Source organism: Kiloniella sp. EL199, assembly GCF_900313065.1.
Classification (GTDB): Bacteria; Pseudomonadota; Alphaproteobacteria; order Kiloniellales; family Kiloniellaceae; genus Kiloniella.
Map to the genome: position 1 here is coordinate 47,754 of NZ_OMPU01000015.1, position 16,081 is coordinate 63,834.

The 16,081-nt window shown below is 44.0% G+C and carries 18 protein-coding genes; 10 read left to right on the plus strand and 8 right to left on the minus strand.

Annotated features, from left to right (window positions below):
• The first annotated feature begins 111 nt into the window (after positions 1-111).
• The gene (locus D9A03_RS19490) at positions 112-1,017 is read left to right on the plus strand and encodes a LysR substrate-binding domain-containing protein (RefSeq protein WP_120498903.1); all 906 of its coding nucleotides are present in this window, start codon (positions 112-114) and stop codon (positions 1,015-1,017) included.
• 27 nt (positions 1,018-1,044) lie between these two features.
• Here D9A03_RS19490 and D9A03_RS19495 read toward each other — a convergent pair whose 3' ends face one another.
• Positions 1,045-1,752 carry a thioredoxin family protein gene (locus D9A03_RS19495; RefSeq protein WP_120498904.1) on the minus strand — a complete coding sequence of 236 codons (708 nt, stop codon included), beginning with the start codon at positions 1,750-1,752 and terminating at the stop codon, positions 1,045-1,047.
• 255 nt (positions 1,753-2,007) lie between these two features.
• Between D9A03_RS19495 and D9A03_RS19500 the strand changes: the two genes are divergently transcribed.
• From D9A03_RS19500 to D9A03_RS19515, 4 genes are all read left to right on the plus strand, one after another.
• A complete protein-coding gene (locus D9A03_RS19500; protein WP_120498905.1) occupies positions 2,008-2,532 on the plus strand; it encodes a YcgN family cysteine cluster protein in 525 nt (174 codons plus the stop codon).
• An 88-nt stretch (positions 2,533-2,620) separates the two neighbouring features.
• Positions 2,621-3,256 (plus strand): hypothetical protein, encoded by a 636-nt coding sequence (locus D9A03_RS19505; RefSeq protein WP_120498906.1) that lies wholly within the window; start codon positions 2,621-2,623, stop codon positions 3,254-3,256.
• Between the two features lie 268 nt (positions 3,257-3,524).
• Positions 3,525-5,195: a formate--tetrahydrofolate ligase gene (locus tag D9A03_RS19510; protein ID WP_120498907.1), complete on the plus strand. Its 1,671-nt coding sequence runs from the start codon at positions 3,525-3,527 to the stop codon at positions 5,193-5,195.
• Between the two features lie 180 nt (positions 5,196-5,375).
• Positions 5,376-5,909, plus strand: coding sequence for a DUF1415 domain-containing protein (locus tag D9A03_RS19515; protein ID WP_254055097.1), 534 nt, complete (start codon positions 5,376-5,378; stop codon positions 5,907-5,909).
• A 13-nt stretch (positions 5,910-5,922) separates the two neighbouring features.
• Here the strand turns inward: D9A03_RS19515 and D9A03_RS19520 are convergent, their stop codons facing one another.
• Positions 5,923-7,698, minus strand: coding sequence for an SLC13 family permease (locus tag D9A03_RS19520; protein ID WP_120498909.1), 1,776 nt, complete (start codon positions 7,696-7,698; stop codon positions 5,923-5,925).
• A gap of 289 nt (positions 7,699-7,987) precedes the next feature.
• Here D9A03_RS19520 and D9A03_RS19525 point away from each other — a divergent pair, with 289 nt between their 5' ends.
• Both D9A03_RS19525 and D9A03_RS19530 read left to right on the plus strand, forming a co-directional pair.
• A complete protein-coding gene (locus D9A03_RS19525) occupies positions 7,988-8,446 on the plus strand; it encodes a dCMP deaminase family protein (protein ID WP_120498910.1) in 459 nt (152 codons plus the stop codon).
• 9 nt (positions 8,447-8,455) lie between these two features.
• Entirely contained in the window at positions 8,456-8,869 is a 414-nt protein-coding gene (locus tag D9A03_RS19530; protein ID WP_120498911.1) for a fosfomycin resistance glutathione transferase, read from the plus strand.
• Here D9A03_RS19530 and D9A03_RS19535 read toward each other — a convergent pair.
• From D9A03_RS19535 to D9A03_RS19550, 4 genes are all read right to left on the minus strand, one after another.
• Positions 8,838-9,701 carry a dienelactone hydrolase family protein gene (locus D9A03_RS19535; protein WP_162938262.1) on the minus strand — a complete coding sequence of 288 codons (864 nt, stop codon included), beginning with the start codon at positions 9,699-9,701 and terminating at the stop codon, positions 8,838-8,840. The two genes, D9A03_RS19530 and D9A03_RS19535, sit on opposite strands and share 32 nt — an antisense overlap.
• A 63-nt stretch (positions 9,702-9,764) precedes the next feature.
• Positions 9,765-10,994, minus strand: coding sequence for an imidazolonepropionase (hutI, locus tag D9A03_RS19540; RefSeq protein WP_120498913.1), 1,230 nt, complete (start codon positions 10,992-10,994; stop codon positions 9,765-9,767).
• Between the two features lie 235 nt (positions 10,995-11,229).
• Positions 11,230-11,658, minus strand: coding sequence for a DUF983 domain-containing protein (locus D9A03_RS19545; protein WP_120498914.1), 429 nt, complete (start codon positions 11,656-11,658; stop codon positions 11,230-11,232).
• Between the two features lie 48 nt (positions 11,659-11,706).
• Entirely contained in the window at positions 11,707-12,300 is a 594-nt protein-coding gene (locus D9A03_RS19550) for a pentapeptide repeat-containing protein (protein WP_120498915.1), read from the minus strand.
• Between the two features lie 421 nt (positions 12,301-12,721).
• On the opposite strand from D9A03_RS19550, the gene D9A03_RS19555 reads away from it, so the two are divergent.
• Entirely contained in the window at positions 12,722-13,123 is a 402-nt protein-coding gene (locus tag D9A03_RS19555) for a response regulator (protein ID WP_120498916.1), read from the plus strand.
• Between the two features lie 28 nt (positions 13,124-13,151).
• Positions 13,152-13,490, plus strand: coding sequence for a PilZ domain-containing protein (locus D9A03_RS19560; RefSeq protein WP_162938263.1), 339 nt, complete (start codon positions 13,152-13,154; stop codon positions 13,488-13,490).
• Between the two features lie 80 nt (positions 13,491-13,570).
• On the opposite strand, the gene D9A03_RS19565 is transcribed toward D9A03_RS19560, so the two are convergent.
• On the minus strand, positions 13,571-14,452 hold the full coding sequence (locus D9A03_RS19565; protein ID WP_254055098.1) for an amino acid ABC transporter permease: 882 nt from the start codon (positions 14,450-14,452) through the stop codon (positions 13,571-13,573).
• A gap of 148 nt (positions 14,453-14,600) precedes the next feature.
• Between D9A03_RS19565 and D9A03_RS19570 the strand changes: the two genes are divergently transcribed.
• Positions 14,601-15,281: a hypothetical protein gene (locus tag D9A03_RS19570; RefSeq protein ID WP_120498918.1), complete on the plus strand. Its 681-nt coding sequence runs from the start codon at positions 14,601-14,603 to the stop codon at positions 15,279-15,281.
• Between the two features lie 82 nt (positions 15,282-15,363).
• Here D9A03_RS19570 and D9A03_RS19575 read toward each other — a convergent pair whose 3' ends face one another.
• Entirely contained in the window at positions 15,364-15,954 is a 591-nt protein-coding gene (locus D9A03_RS19575; protein WP_216825550.1) for a sigma-70 family RNA polymerase sigma factor, read from the minus strand.
• Positions 15,955-16,081 lie beyond the last annotated feature (127 nt).

The following is a 16,081-nucleotide window of genomic DNA, read 5'->3' on the forward strand; positions in this document are numbered from 1 at the left end:
AATATATCTTTGATCGTGTCGTTGTGTGTCGATAACAATATTGTTCTTTTATCGGACTTTTGAATTTTTATCTGTTCACAAAATATGTTGTTTTGGTCTATAAAATAATCCATGAAGAATTTACCTTTAAATGCTTTACGGGCCTTTGCTGCTGTGTATGAGACAGGTGGCATAAGGCCAGCCGCGAGATTGCTTGAAATTACACATTCGTCGATCAGTAAACATGTTCAGGAATTAGAGGCCTGGATTGGTGTTCCTTTGATTGATCGCGAACAAGGGGTGAGAACTATTAAATTTAATCCCCAAGGCGAAGATATTGGGCGTGTTGCTTTGGAGAACTTGAATGATATGGCAAGTGCAGTTGAGGCTGTTCGGGAAAGCAGGCAGGGGAATGCGGTCACAATCTCAACGACACCGTCGTTTGCGGCGCGGTGGTTACTCCCCAGACTGCAGGATTTTAATACGACTTTCCCTTGGATCGAACTGTCTATTGTCGTTGATCAGAAGTTAAATTTTGCTGCTGATCATGGGGCCGATCTTGCCATTCGAATGGGGCAAGGGCCTTGGGAAGGGTTGGAATGCACGCCGCTGATGGGGGAGCAGCTTTTCCCGGTGATGAGTACATCCTTGTGGTTAAAGGTTGGTCGCCCTACCGAGTTGTCTGCTCTGGAAGGGTTGCCTCTGTTGCATGATCGTGATCCTCAGGCAAATTGGCAGCGCTGGATTTCCGAGCAAGATAATTTGGATTTTGATACGCGGTCTGGTCCACGTTTTGCCTCTTCCGATCTCGTACTTCGGGCGGCTGTGCAAGGTTTGGGCGTAGCGCTTGCACGAGGGCGTCTGGTTGAGGATGATTTGGCAACGGGCTTGTTGATTAAACCGTTTGAGGGAAATGAAGCGGTGCTTACCCAGGCTTATTGGCTGCTCCATCCCAAGGGCAAGAAGAAATCAATTGCGATAACAAAAGTTGTTGAATGGTTGAACATGATGTCTGAGCAAGAATTACACGGATCCTGAGGTGACTCTGAACCGTGCCTGAGATTTCTATTGTTCATAGCGGTCATGGTGTCTGACCCAGGACATGGTGCCACCTTCTGATGTTTCATGTCGCCCATAAGGTGTCAGATCAATGTAGTGGTATGTTCCATTGAGCATGTCCAGACCACGGCTGTAAGTCGAATAGCTGTGGTATATTTTCCCATTATCTCCTTTGACAAATACACTAATTCCGGGGGCATCGTTTATAGGGAAGATTGTTTGTCTGTAGTTATAGGTAATTTCGTCCTCAGGCTTATGGTTGTCTCCAAAGCTGACACCAAAATCTTCATTGAAAGAATTTTCATAGGAAGATACGAAATTGAAAGACCAGTTAAGACGGGATTTGAATTTAGAGAGCTTCTCTATTGGTGCCCTTGCAATGGATACGAAGGCGATGTCCCTGGCTTTCAGATGGCAATCAATGCCTTCAAAATTATCGGCCCAGAGGGAACAGCTTACACAACCATTTTCCCATTCCGGGTCAAACATAAAATGATAGACGATTAACTGTGTAGAACCACCAAAAAGTTCAGCAAGACTCGCCGATCCGCTTTCTGTGGTAAAAGTGTATTTTTTCGTAACTTCTACCCAAGGGAGTTCTCTGCGTTTTTGGTTTAATTTGTCTCTGGCCTGTATAAGAGCTTTTTCTTCCTTCAGAAGTTTCTTCCGCTCAACCAGCCAATTTTCACGGGTCACGGCTTTGTTGTGTGACATTAATCGGCTCCTAAAACATTATTTAACTCAATGGTTAATTATTTAATATTAATGATACATCGTCAAGATACATTTAACCGTTAGGTTAATTCTATGAAACGAAGCCAGTGTAATGAATGGCAAATCCATAATTTTTTAGTTGATATAAAGTTTGTCACTTTAAATTGAATTATCTAAATATGTACGAAAGAATATGCCTTGGTCAGGGCATGAGAGTGTTACGCTCTATAACTATAAAAAAGCACGTTACGTCGTATGATAAGAGAAAAAGAAGAACATCCTTTTTGGAAAATCAAAAAGTTGACTGAAATGACATCTGCAGAGTGGGAGAGTCTTTGTGATGGCTGTGGCAAGTGCTGTCTTGTAAAGTTGGAAAATGCAGATACAGAAGAGATTGTTGACACGGATGTGGTATGTAAACTGCTGGACCTTGGTACTTGCCAGTGCAGTTTGTACGAGACACGTCATCAGTATGTGCCGGATTGTATAAAGGTTACCGCAGATAACATTGAAACATTGAGCTTTATGCCGCCGACCTGTGCCTACCGTTTATTACACGAAGGGGGGACTCTTCCCTGGTGGCATCCTTTGATTACAGGAAATCCGAACTCGGTTCATGATGCCGGTGTATCTGCCTTGGATAAGGTCGTATCTGAAACAGACGTCGACGATGCAGATCTGGAAGATCATATTGTGGAGTGGCCTCAGGATCCAAGCCCTCCTGAACCTTGGGTTCATTACCCAGAGAGCGAAAACCCAGAGAACCAAGGTAAGGAATAGCACACTGACTCTTGATGATTTTACGGATGATCTTTCGAATAATGGTTTCACGCTCAGGGGAGGTTTTCATCCTGAGCCGGAAGATCAGGTGCCTGATTTGTCATCAGGGCAACCCGTTTTATCTGTCATTATGATTGGCAATGTTGGTTCCGGCGATTTTTGGGACTCTTTTAAGCATTCGGGTGAATATCTGGACGCTGTTTCTGACCCGATGGACAGGTGGGCCAAACGAGTGGTTACACCAATAGCTGCGAAAGCTGGAGGAGAGGCGCTTTTCCCCTCTGATGGTCCGCCATATCACCCTTTTCAGAAGTGGGCTTCCCGATCAGAAACCTTGTTTCCAAGTCCGATCGGCCTTTTTATCAGTCCAGATTGGGGTACATGGCATGCACTCCGTGCTGCTATTTTGCTCCCGTTCAAAATAGAGATATCTACAGCCGAGCAGGAAATGTCCAACTCTAGCCTGACCAGCCCTTGTCTAAGCTGTGAAGGTCAACCTTGTTTGAAAATTTGCCCTGTCGATGCCTTTGGTGTTGATCGGGATTATGATTATCTGGCTTGTGCTTATCATGTGGCATCCGACGCAGGAACATCTTGTGCTTCTAAGGGGTGTCTTGCGCGCAGGGCTTGCCCCGTTGGGCAGCAATATGTGTTGAGTTCAGAGCATGCCGCATTTCATATGTTTGCTTTTATTAATGAGCGAAAGCTTATGGGAGAAATTTAAACATCTTTTCAAAGAATTTGTCCGACATCTAAGTAGAATAATTGTTTGATTTCATTTGGTTATGTGTATTGTGGCTATTGTATGTGTGTCTGTAATAGCAAGTGTGATTTGAAATCCATATGCACTGATAGTATATTACGAATGCTAAAACGGCCTAATTTCGGTGTTTCTTGGTGACGGAGTGACGCTCTTACGATATCTCCAAAAGAAAACCCCAGTTAATGTCTCTTGAAATTTTGTTACCGATACGTAGGGAGGGCTGAGCCCCATGGCCAAGAGTGATATTGAGATTGCCCGCGAGGCAAAAATGCAACCAATTACTCAGGTTGCCGAGAAAATTGGAATTCCTGCTGATCAATTGCTTCAGTATGGTCCAAATAAAGCAAAACTGTCTTTTGATTTCATTAACTCCATTCAAGGAAATAAAGATGGTAAATTGATCCTGGTGACAGCGATCAATCCAACACCAGCCGGTGAAGGTAAAACAACAACGACTGTTGGTCTTGGTGACGGACTGAACCGTATCGGTAAAAAAGCTATTATGGCACTTCGTGAACCATCACTGGGACCATGTTTTGGTGTTAAAGGTGGTGCTGCGGGTGGTGGTTACGCCCAGGTTGTTCCAATGGAAGATATTAATCTGCATTTCACGGGCGATTTCCATGCAATTGGTGTTGCGCACAACCTTTTGTCTGCGCTTTTGGACAATCATATCTATTGGGGTAACGAACTGGGCATTGATGCCCGCCGTGTTCAGTGGAAACGTGTGGTTGATATGAATGACCGCGCATTGCGTGCGATCACTAATTCCATGGGTGGTGTTGCTAATGGCTATCCACGTCAGGATGGTTATGACATCGTGGTTGCGTCCGAGATTATGGCTATCTTCTGTCTTTCCAAAGACCTGAATGATCTTTCTAACCGTCTTGGTGATATCATTGTTGCTTACACACGCGAGAAAAAGCCGATTTTTGCTCGTGACCTGAAAGGTCCTGGCGCTATGGCTGTTCTGCTCAAAGATGCGATTTCACCAAATTTGGTTCAGACGCTGGAAAACAATGCTGCCTTTATTCACGGTGGCCCTTTCGCGAATATTGCGCATGGCTGTAACTCTGTGATTGCAACAAAAACAGCGCTTAAACTTGCTGACTATGTTGTGACCGAAGCTGGCTTTGGTGCTGATCTTGGTGCCGAGAAGTTCTTTGATATCAAATGTCGTAAGGCTGGTTTGAAGCCTGATGCGGTTGTTATCGTTGCTACTGTTCGTGCATTGAAAATGCATGGTGGTGTTGCAAAAACTGACCTGGGTGATGAAAATGTTGATGCTGTAACCAAAGGTTCAGAGAACCTTGCTCGTCACATTGCCAACATCAAAAAGTTCAATGTGCCAGCTGTTGTTGCAATCAACCAGTTCATCACAGACACAGATGCCGAGATTGCTGCTGTTTCTGCAGCCTGTGAAGCTCTGGGTGCAAAAGCAATTGTTGCCAGCCACTGGTCAAATGGTGGTGCTGGTACTGAAGAGCTGGCTCACCACGTTGTTGAACTTGCAGATTCTGGCGTTGCTGACTTCACACCGCTTTACCCCGATGAAATGCCGCTATGGGAGAAAATCGAAACCATCGCGACTGAGATCTATGGTGCTAGCGAAGTCATCGCAGATGCTTCTGTACGCAAGCAAATTGCAGAACTACAGGAAAACTACGGCCACTACCCAGTTTGTATGGCAAAAACGCAGTACAGCTTCTCAACTGATCCTGCCCTTCTTGGGGCACCATCAGGTCATGCTGTTCCTGTCCGTGAAGTTCGCCTTTCAGCAGGTGCTGGCTTCATTGTGGTCGTTACCGGTGCGATTATGACAATGCCAGGCCTGCCGCGTAAGCCTGCTGCGAACAATATCTATCTGAATGACGAAGGCCAGATCGAAGGTCTGTTCTAAATCTTTAACAATTAGTTTTATAAAGAGGCGGCCTTTATAGTCGCCTTTTTTATTGTTGTCTCTTTGTCTTTTTGCAGTGTGCTCATATGTAGCTGGGCAACGGTTATTATTCGTTCTATAACTCTCCGTATGTCTCAAACATATCCTTCTTATAGTGTCGATAATGCACTGGAACTTACAATGTTGTGGGTTGATGCAATGGTGATCGGCCAAAATCTCTGCCCCTTTGCAGCACCTGAACGAAATCGCGGGTCTATTCGCTATGTGACCGTTGAAGAGGAAAGCCTCACGGGGGCAATGGAAGGATTTCTAAATGAGCTTCTGTTCCTACAGCAAAGTTCTGAGAGCGAGGCTTCTACATCGCTTGTCATTTTTCCCAAAGGTTTTGAAGATTTTGAAACCTTTCTAGATTTACTGACCATTGCCGAAGATACTTTGGTTCAAGCGGGTGTTGAGGGTTTATTTCAACTAGCCAGTTTTCACCCTGATTATCAGTTTTCTGATCTTCCCAGAGAAGATGTCACCAATTGGACAAACAGGTCTCCTTTCCCAATTCTTCATATTATTCGCGAAGGGCAAATGGGACGTGTGCTTGATAGCTACAAAACACCCGATGAGATTCCAGAACGCAATATGGTTTTGATGGAAAAGTTAGGTGCTAAAGGATTGATACAACTCTTTCTCCCATTTCAGGATTATATCAAGCTGGATTGAGAGCTTAAGTACTCTAAAGTGGCCAGAAGAACAGAATTGCCGGGACGGAGATAGCAACGACAAGTATTTCCAAAGGTAGTCCCATTCGCCAATAGTCACCAAAGCGATACCCGCCTGGCCCCATAATGATTGTATTGTTTTTGTGTCCGATCGGCGTCAGGAAGGCGCAAGAGGCCGCGACGGCAACACCCATAAGAAAAGGGTCAGGCGAGGCACCAATAGCATTGGCAACATCCAACCCTATGGGGGCTGCAATCAGAGCTGTTGCGACATTATTGAGAAAGTCGGACAAGGTCATGGTGACGACAATTAAAACTGTTAGAATAGCCCAATGAGGCCAGCCTGCGGTTTGGGCCACGATCAATTCGGCAATAAGTTTAGTGCCCCCAGAATTCTCCAGGGCAATACCAAGGGGAATAAGCGAGGCAAGAAGAACAATAACCTTCCACTCAACACTTTCATATACTTCCCGTCCGGATACGATGCCAAGGGCAGCAAAGGCTATTACACAGCCAGCCAAGGCTACGGGTAGATAGACCAAACCTGCGACCGATAAAGCAATGGCACCTAGAAACAGGCCTATCGCCAGCGTCGCTTTTTTCCGTTGAATGACAGAGTGCTGTTTTTCCGCTAGGGGAAGAACGCCAAGCCAGTTGGTGATTTCTGTTAAATGATCTTCTGGACCAAGTAAAAGCAGCATATCGCCGCTTTGGACGGTTAACTTCCTTACACGTTCTCTAAATCGTTTTCCTTGCCTTGAAACTCCTAACAGGGTCACACCGTGGCGGGAAAGAAGCTTTAAACTATTGCTGGATCGTCCTTCAATTCTGGCTCCTTCAGGGACAATGACTTCCATCAGTTTGAGCGAAGGGCTGATTAAACCTGTTTCGTGTTTGTCTTTTCCTGCAAAATCGAGCTGTGCAACACCAAGAAAAGCTTCAATAGATTTTGGATCACCTTCCAGGACGAGATGATCACCTGTACGGATTTCTTCGTAGCGAGAAAATCCAGGTAATCGTCTTCCTCGTCGCACCAAACCAAGTACGGTTATGTCATGCTCTCCTGCAAGAGGATAAAGGTCTCTAACAGAAGACCCGATTGACTTTGATTCTTCCGGTACCTGAGCTTCTGCAACAAATAGATCTGTATCCTCTGCACCATGAATGCTGCCGGGACGATCACGATTGGGGATAAGGCGCCAACCGATCAAAGCAACAAATACTATACCTGCAAAGGCAACACATAGGCCAACAGGAGCAAAATCAAACATACCAAAGCTTTCGCCAAGGACTCTTTCTCGGTATTGTGCAATGACGATGTTTGGTGGTGTTCCGATTAAGGTTATCATTCCCCCCAAAATGGTTGCAAAAGACAAAGGCATCAGGCTAAGCGCTGCTGCTCGTTTTGCTTTTTCAGCAGCTTCCAGATCCAAAGACATTAAAAGAGCCAGAGCGGCAACGTTGTTGATAATAGCGGATAAGGCAGCCCCAATGACGGACATGATCCCAATGTGAAGGGGGAGAGGGCGGTTAGAAGATAAGACGACATCTGAGATTAATTCTACAGCCCCGGAGTTTATTAATCCGCGAGAGACAATCAAAACAAGCGCGATGATAACTACGGCAGGATGACCAAAACCCGAGAACGCTTCATCTGCGGTTACAAAACCTGCCACAACAGCAATAACAAGTGCCCCAAATGCCACAAGGTCATACCTGATTTTCCCCCAAATCAAGAGAATGAATACGGATCCAAATAAGGCGAAGAGAAAGGTTTGTTCTGTGGTCATATTGTTATGGCTTATCCATTGTTTTTATATTGATCATAACAGGAGAAAGTATTGGGGTGACGAGTGTATAATTACGTATACTTCATTTTGATACGAAAGTGGATCGACTAGCGATACAAAAACTTGACAATCTGAATGGTAAAAATATTAGCAGTTATTTAAATGGTATCCAGACATCAACAGTTCATAATATTACCTCGCTTAACTAAATGCTTGGGCGTGTTGGATTTTCAATATATCTATTTAAAATAAAATAATGACTTAATTCATCAGTGGGCAGGCGAGCAGTATGTCGGAAAAGTGGGATACGCGTTATTTAAAGTTAGCTCGGGAAGTGGCAACCTGGTCAAAAGACCGTTCCACACAGGTAGGGGCGGTTATCATTCTCGAAGATAATACGCCTGGACCTTATGGTTTTAACGGGTTTCCTCGCGCTGTTGATGATGATGCAGATGAACGCCATGCTCGCCCGCTGAAATATGATTGGACAGAGCATGCGGAACGCAATGCAATCTTTCATGCCGCGCGTGTTGGCGTCCGATTGAGTGGAGCCTCTATTTATGTGACCCACTTCCCCTGTTCAGACTGTTCAAGAGCAATAATCCAAAGTGGCATTAAAGAGATTATTGTTGATGCGAAAAGCAAGGATGATCCTGACTTTGCTGAACGCTGGGGGGAGATCCAAACTCAGGAAGTCATGTTAAAGGAGGCATCAGTAACGTGGCGTTTCGCAGTTGTGAATGATTGAGTAGGTATGATGAAAAAGGTAACGGGGGTAAACCATATAACTCTGGCTGTGAAAGATTTAGACAGATCTATCCTGTTTTATCGGGATGTTCTCGGGCTTGATTTAAGGAAAGTTTGGCCCGGAGGGGCTTACCTTGAAGCTGGATCTTTCTGGATTTGTCTCTCACCTGACCCTGCTGCAAGGGATATACCGCATCCTGATTATACGCACATAGCCTTTAGTGTTGAGGAAGATGATTTCTTACCCTTTTGTCAGCAACTTAAAGAGTTTGGCGTTGAAATCTGGAAAGAGAACAGAAGCGAAGGTGCTTCATTCTATTTCCTCGATCCGGACCATCACAAAATGGAACTACACGTGGGAGATCTTCAAAGTCGTCTTAGGGGGTGGAAGGTTAATTTAAATGTTGATCAAAGAAGCTTTTGATTTGTCTTAAGCTATCTTGATGGGCTTTGGCATCATAGTGATTTTTCTCAAATTGATAGGGCAGAGGCTGTGTTTTATCTCTATTACCTTCGACCTTGCTATAATTTTTATTGTCATAAAAATGTGTTACGCTAGGATAGAGAACATACTTAATGCTGTTTTTCCATTCTTTGGCTTGTGTGACAATTGTCTTGCAAGAACGATATGGGGCGAGAGGATCCTCGTCTCCAATCAAAATGAATAAAGGTGCATTCAGCTTTATAGAACTGTCACAGTTTGGATAAAGTGCTACTCCGGCTTGAAATGAAACATCATTTGGACGAACAATATTAGTTTCGTTTAGTATTGAGAAAATTCTACTGGCACCAAGAGAAAATCCCATGACGCCTATTTTCTTGGGATTAACATATTGCTGTTTTGTAAGGTATTGATAGGCGTTGTAGGCGTCTGTCTGGATATTTGCGTTTGGAGTATCTTGCCAATTAGTACCGCCACGTGATCCAAAACTGTCTACTAGAAGATTTATATATCCCCAACTGGCTAATTCTTGTCCCCATTCAAAATGAGACTTTTGCAAACCGTCACCGCTAAGTAAAGTGATGATGGCTGGGCTTTTATCACTTGTCTTGGGGCGAAACAGATATCCTTGAAGGTCCGGAGCTGGTATCGGAGTTAATGTAATTCCTTTTGCTTTTGCTTGTTTTTGCTTGAATGGAGAGGGCATTATCGGAGCAGAAGGGAATGTTATCTTTTCTTGAGCCTTTGCTGAATTGGTAGCTGTAACTATGAAAAGCAATACTGTTGCTCTGACTATTATATGTTCGAACTTCATTATGCCCCCTTCGAACATTTGGTTCATAGGACGAGTAGCAAATTTGGCGATATTTCATTATAACTATTTTTGAATAACTTGCTTTCCGTTTTTGATCAGTTCTTGTAGGGGATTGAACCCCATGTGATAGGAAAGTTCTGCGGGATGGGTGATATCCCATATTGCGAGATCAGCGACCTTGCCTACTTCCAGACTACCATGTGTTTTTTCCAGGCCCAATGCTTGTGCTGCGTGTAAGGTGACGCCACGCATTGTTTCTGTCGGTGTCATCTTGAAGAAAGTACAGGCCATATTCATGGCGAGTAAGAGAGAGCAACAGGGGGATGATCCGGGGTTCATGTCTGTTGCGACGGCCATTGGGACTGCATTCTCTCTGAAAAGATCAATCGACGGTTTCTTTGTTTCATTGAGGAAGTAAAAAGCACAGGGCAAGATAACCGCAACGGAGTTGGCGTCGGCCATTACTTTTACTGATTCTTCTGACACATATTCTAAATGGTCTGCTGATTTTGCTCCGTACTTTGCAGCAAGAGCTGCGCCACCCAGATCGCTAAGTTGTTCAGCGTGAAGCTTCAGGCTAAAACCTAGGTCTTTTGCTGCTTTAAAAAGCTTCTCTATTTGTGTTGGTGAGAAGGCAATTCCTTCGCAAAAACCATCAACGGCATCGGCGAGTCCAGATTTTTTAAGGTCGGGCAGTTTTTCAATTATGCTCTTGATATAAGCATCACCATCATTGTGATATTCTTCGGGAATAGTGTGGGCCCCAAGATAAGTCGTTACGACGTCAAGGGGTAAACTTTCACCAATTTTCCGGGCTACACGTAGTTGTTTCGTTTCGTTTTCCCAGTTCAGGCCATATCCGGATTTTATTTCGACAACTGTGACGCCTTCTGACTGTAGTGATTGGGCTCGTTTTATCGCCTTGTCAAAAAGTTCTTGCTCGCTGGCGGCGCGGGTTGCTTTTACTGTGGATCTGATGCCGCCGCCTGCGCGTGCGATTTCTTCATAACTCGCACCCTCGAGGCGCATGTTAAATTCATTTATGCGTTCACCACCGTGTACGATGTGAGTGTGACAGTCTATCAGGCCCGGTGTGATCCATGACCCGTTAAGATCATTGATTTCTTTTGCTAATTTTTCTGGCGAATCCGGAAGCGTAGAGGTTTCGCCTATCCAGACGATGTTTCCGGCGGTGCTTGCTATCGCGCCATTATGAATTATGCCCAATCCAGAGCCATTCCCGGCATCGTTCATTGTGCAAAGATGACAATTTATCCAAAGGCTATCCCACATGACGAACTCCGAAATTTTTAATTCAATTCATATTGTATATACAACTTTGTTTACGATGGTAAAGCTGAATTAAAATTAAATCTATCACAAGAGAGTGTAATAACAGGCAGCAATGTATGGACATGGTCAAGCATGCTTGTTTGCTGCTTCATTTTAAGAAGCAGGGATTAACAATAATTCCTCAGATACAGTTTCTTGATTACCAATCAGACGGGCTAATTGTTTTTAAGTCAGCTTATTCCGCACCAGATGGAAAGCGTTTTTCATCTTCAAACATACGCAACGCCCACAAAACCCCGAGGACGCCGCCTTTGACAAAGGGCAGGATTGCCATTGTCAAGGCAAGTGTCAGTGCGGGCCAGATTGCAACGTGCATTAATAGAGACGGTGAATAAAGCTGTTCAGTCCACATGACACCGGGCACAACAATATGTCCCACGATTGTGATGGTGAAGTAGGGGGGGATATCATCAGCCCGAATATGACTGAGTTCTTCATGACAGTGCGAACACTCATCAATAACAGTCACATATTTCCGAAAGACTTTTCCGGTACCGCAGTGCGGACACTTTTTCCGTAGCCCACGCTTCAAGGCTTGGAACACAGATCTTTCTTCCGGTTTTTGTGCGGCGAATTCCCCAAGGTCTTTATTGCTTTTGCTCATTACAACCGTTGTAAACTAAGAACCCCCGTACCTATTAACGGGCGTAAGCTATTTAGATTTACAAGAAAGTGCCTTGTGAAGGGCAGAGGGCGAAATGACGCACCCCATGAGATTTGCTCTCCAGAAGTCAACGCCGTCGAGCGTCGCACCTGTTAGTATAGCTCCACGTAAATCTGCATCACTTAAATCAGCCCCGGAAAGATCTGCATCCTTGAGGTTTGCTCCGTGCAGGCTGGCCCGGACGAGATTCGCATTTGTCAGGTCTGATCCGCTAAGATCCGCCCCGGAAAAATCGGCACCAGCCATATCTGCATTCTGTAACTTTGAGCCAGGCATGACCATATCTGAAAGGTTCAAATTATTCAGGTTTGCTCGGGCGCCCTGATTTGAATCTTGAATCCAGGCGTGATGATCAGCAAGGACTCTCAAGAGGTCTCTGGCTTTTGCTGATTTCTCTCGTGCCATATTTTCATCAACTTCAGACTGATCAATGATACTTGTATCATCTGGCAGTTGAGCCATCATGAACTGGACTCTTAATTGGCGCTTGGCATCTTCAAGATCTTTGGCCTCAATTTCACCAGTTTCAACACGTGACATAGGGTTTACTTGAATCTGGTAAGTATATCTTCTTAGGCTCATTTACCACTCCCTGCGAATTTTATTTTCAAGATCCTATCGGAAACAGAATGAACTTACGACAATTTCCTAAACAAATTATGGACAGAATGGAAAAGTCTTAAATTAAATAGGCAGATTCTGACTTTGATAATAAATTTTATAAAATGATTTTTCTTTGTGAATACTATTTTTATACGATGTTATCTTTTTATTGTTTCTTTTTAACTAATTGAAAAATATTGATGTAATGGGATTTTGTTTTCTGTTGTGTTTTTCATTTCTTATACAATTTATCTGGAATGTGAGCTATTCGGTAGGACAATTTTAATATTCTCGGGTCATAAGTTTAAGGCACGATGGGAACATTTGGATTCTTTCACTTTTCAGTTCCCCTGTTCAGCATATTGGAGGTCAGGTTTTGTCTTGGACAGAGGACGATTGGATGAAATTAAGTGTGGCCGTCGTCGACGATAGTAAAGCTGTGCGCTCGATGATGAGGTTGATGCTTTTATCGTTGGGTGTTGGTGAAGTTTTGCTTTATGAAAACGTTAGTGAAGCGATGGATGGCATTGAAAAGAAAAAGCCTGATCTTGTAATTTCCGATTACTATATGGTGCCGGAGACAGGACTCGATTTGCTGAGACGCTTGCGTCAATCGACGGAAGAACTTACACGTGCTCTTCCCTTTTTGATGATGAGTGGTTACGAAAAAGCTGACGCGTCGTTATCTAGTGAAATTTCTGGCTATATGCCAAAACCAGTTACAGCAGATTTAGTTAAGCATCATATTATGACAGCCTGTATTGACAGGTTCGGTGAAGAAAGTAAGTTTGGTCGCGCTTAAATAGCGTTTTATTTTAGGGTTTGGTAAATTGTATCAAGAAGTTCCGTCTGTCTCTCTACAGCGATTAACCAATAGGCGCCACGCACCTCGCCATATGGTTTCTCCGGGGACAAAAGTACGCTTGACGGCTTTCGATAACAGCTATGATTGTGAAGTTCTGGATCTTTCTTTTTGCGGGGCGCGTCTTCTTTTAGAAACCAAATTACCAATTGGTAGTCAGATTGCTTTGTCCCATGATTACTGTGGTCAAGTATTGGGTACTGTTAAATGGAACTCGCCTGAGGAAATTGGTCTTGAACTTGGGCCAGGTGTAGGGCGTTTGTTAACACGCTGCGACACCGCCTATGTTCGCAAAAAGGATCTTTAATTTTTTGCAGTGTAATTATCCGGTTTTTATTCTCCGTATTCAGCGCGTTATACACTTTGAAAAACTGAATTTGAACGCGTTCAGCTTTTAGCTGATTTTGGATTTTGGATGCGTTCGTTCCTTTTCAGGTAGTTTTCCAGCTTTCTGACGAAGTAAGTAACGACCAATATCAGAACGAGGTACTCCAAGATCAGAAATGAATATATTTCCAACTGTCTGTATTCATTTACGACCAGTTCCGTCGCACGTCTAGTGAGTTCACTATAGCCGATTACAGAAGCAAGGGAAGACATTTTCAGCATGTAAACAAACTGGTTTGCTAGTGGCGGGATAATTTTTCTGATTGCTTGGGGAAGAATGATCAGTCGCATTTTTTGGAAGTAAGTTAAACCCATACTTTCTGCGGCTTCGTGTTGACCAATATCAATAGATTGAATACCTGCTCTGAATATTTCAGCCTGAAAAGGGCTGTCACAAATTGCCAGTGCTATGACGCCAGCTGCAAACAACCCGAGATCTATCCCTAAAGCAACAGGCAGGCCATAATAGGTCCATAAAATCATAACCAGCACAGGTATTGATCTGAAGACAGCAACATAAGCCATATTTATTGCGCGTAGGTATTTGTTACTGGAAATTCCAGGGAGACACACAAGTAACCCTGTTGTCATTGATATAAAAATAGCAACGACTGACATCTGTATTGTATCCGAGAGACCTCCGATGAGGAACTGGATGTTGTTTTGCCCAGCGAGTTTTGTCGGGTCAACTACATACCAACCCCAAGTGTAATCACCACTGCAACCGGAAAGTAGTAATATTAGAGGTAGAGGAATAATCTGTTTGCTGAAGATTTTTGAGGTATTCATCTGAATGGAAAAGGCCTTTGCGGCGTTAAGACTGGTTTCTGAGAGACAGGATACCACGTCGGGATGAGTATCGGTAAGCAGAGAATTTGCCATAATCTGCCTTTGTGGCATAATATTTATCGGTACATTCAAATACAGACACATTATTGTGATCCAAAAGAGTGGACACGGCGTAATAATAACTCAAGCCATAAACAAGATATAACTGGCTTGGTTAATTTTAAGCATAGAGACAAAAACAATGACAGGCATCAATTCCGGGTCACTATTCAGGGATGATATCGCGGCAGTACATAAACCGCAGCATCACCCTTCTGAAGCACATCTGGTGGATTATGTTACGGGCAGTTGTGATCACAGCTGGGAACTCTTCATTGATACTCATCTTTCTCTCTGTGCGGAATGCCGGGATCAGGTCGCCAAACTACGTGCACTTGGGGGGGCTTTGTTAGAGAAAATTTCTTATGATGACCTTCCTGATGGAATGGAAGAGAGGATCTTGGATCTTTTGGACTCTGCAGAAATTACGAATTTTCCCAAGCCTAAAAACTTGGCATTCCCTGACCTGCCAGAACCTGTGACGGCACTTTTGCCCAGTGACCCAACCGGGCTTTCCTGGGATAGTGATGTTTTGGCCGGGAGCGATGCTTTATGTCTGGGATCTGTTAAAGAAAAAGAAGATGATTCAGGCGCGAACTATTTGTTTTTACTCAGAATACCAGCCGGAGAGCGCATCTTTATAAACGGTGAGATTACCGAGCTTGGTTATCTGCTTGTGCTGAATGGTGGCCTCTTGTCTGACGAAGGAGAACTGTCAGTTGGTGATATCGCCGGATTAGATCAGATGTGTGAAAAGCATTATGCCGTTGATGATTTGGCGTTAACCTATTGTCTTTTATTGCTGACGAAAGAAACCAAGTAAGTCGTTTAGGCCTGACTTTCTGTTGCATCTTTTTACCAGAACAAACTTTGTCCCTGTAAGTTGTTAGATACTGGGTAAATTGTTAGATACTAGATCCCAGTATGCGTCTTAATTTATTGATCGCGAGTCTCAATCGGGATTTAACGGTTCCCAGAGGCAGATTTTCATGCTCGGCAATTTCTTTGTGCGTCATATCTTCATAGAAGGCGAGTTCAAGTAAATTTGCTTGATCAGCGGGAAGGCTTTCTATCGCTTCTTTAAGAAGAGCTTCGACTTCTTGATGCTCTATATCTTGATCTTGACTCGGGGTTTCATCTATTTGATTTTGTAGATTCAATTGGCTTAGCAAATAGTCTTGATCAACAGGAACCAATTTTTGTCTGCGATAGCGATCAATACGCCGATTACGTGCAATGGCAAAAACCCAGCTTGAAACATAGCTTTTTTCTGGGTCGTAGGATTCTGCTTGGCGCCACAGGGTAAGCATGACGTCCTGAACTAAGCCTTCTGTGATGTTATTGTCGGTGCCAAGTTTCCGCATGTATGACATGAGTCGAGGGGCAAAATGTCTGAAAAGTTTGACAAAAGCCTCACGGTCTCTGGAATGGGCTACCAGAGCCATTAAATCTGCCTGTTGCTGAGCGCTAAGGCTATCTATAACACCATCATCCAACGCTGAAAACTCCCCTAGCGTGGCCGATCTCTCGGACTGAGCCAGAAATATTGGGCCAGAAACCTTTGGACCAGAAGCCTTTAGGATATCTGCTCATCCTGTGGCGTATGTTTTCTTTACATTACCC

Coding starts and splice junctions, on each gene's coding strand:
- D9A03_RS19490 (WP_120498903.1), top strand. CDS start 112: ATGAAGAATTTACCTTTAAATGCTTTACGGGCCTTTGCTGCTGTGTAT.
- D9A03_RS19495 (WP_120498904.1), bottom strand. CDS start 1,752: ATGTCACACAACAAAGCCGTGACCCGTGAAAATTGGCTGGTTGAGCGG.
- D9A03_RS19500 (WP_120498905.1), top strand. CDS start 2,008: ATGATAAGAGAAAAAGAAGAACATCCTTTTTGGAAAATCAAAAAGTTG.
- D9A03_RS19510 (WP_120498907.1), top strand. CDS start 3,525: ATGGCCAAGAGTGATATTGAGATTGCCCGCGAGGCAAAAATGCAACCA.
- D9A03_RS19515 (WP_254055097.1), top strand. CDS start 5,376: ATGTTGTGGGTTGATGCAATGGTGATCGGCCAAAATCTCTGCCCCTTT.
- D9A03_RS19520 (WP_120498909.1), bottom strand. CDS start 7,698: ATGACCACAGAACAAACCTTTCTCTTCGCCTTATTTGGATCCGTATTC.
- D9A03_RS19525 (WP_120498910.1), top strand. CDS start 7,988: ATGTCGGAAAAGTGGGATACGCGTTATTTAAAGTTAGCTCGGGAAGTG.
- D9A03_RS19530 (WP_120498911.1), top strand. CDS start 8,456: ATGAAAAAGGTAACGGGGGTAAACCATATAACTCTGGCTGTGAAAGAT.
- D9A03_RS19535 (WP_162938262.1), bottom strand. CDS start 9,701: ATGAAGTTCGAACATATAATAGTCAGAGCAACAGTATTGCTTTTCATA.
- hutI (WP_120498913.1), bottom strand. CDS start 10,994: ATGTGGGATAGCCTTTGGATAAATTGTCATCTTTGCACAATGAACGAT.
- D9A03_RS19545 (WP_120498914.1), bottom strand. CDS start 11,658: ATGAGCAAAAGCAATAAAGACCTTGGGGAATTCGCCGCACAAAAACCG.
- D9A03_RS19550 (WP_120498915.1), bottom strand. CDS start 12,300: ATGAGCCTAAGAAGATATACTTACCAGATTCAAGTAAACCCTATGTCA.
- D9A03_RS19555 (WP_120498916.1), top strand. CDS start 12,722: ATGAAATTAAGTGTGGCCGTCGTCGACGATAGTAAAGCTGTGCGCTCG.
- D9A03_RS19565 (WP_254055098.1), bottom strand. CDS start 14,452: ATGGCAAATTCTCTGCTTACCGATACTCATCCCGACGTGGTATCCTGT.
- D9A03_RS19570 (WP_120498918.1), top strand. CDS start 14,601: ATGACAGGCATCAATTCCGGGTCACTATTCAGGGATGATATCGCGGCA.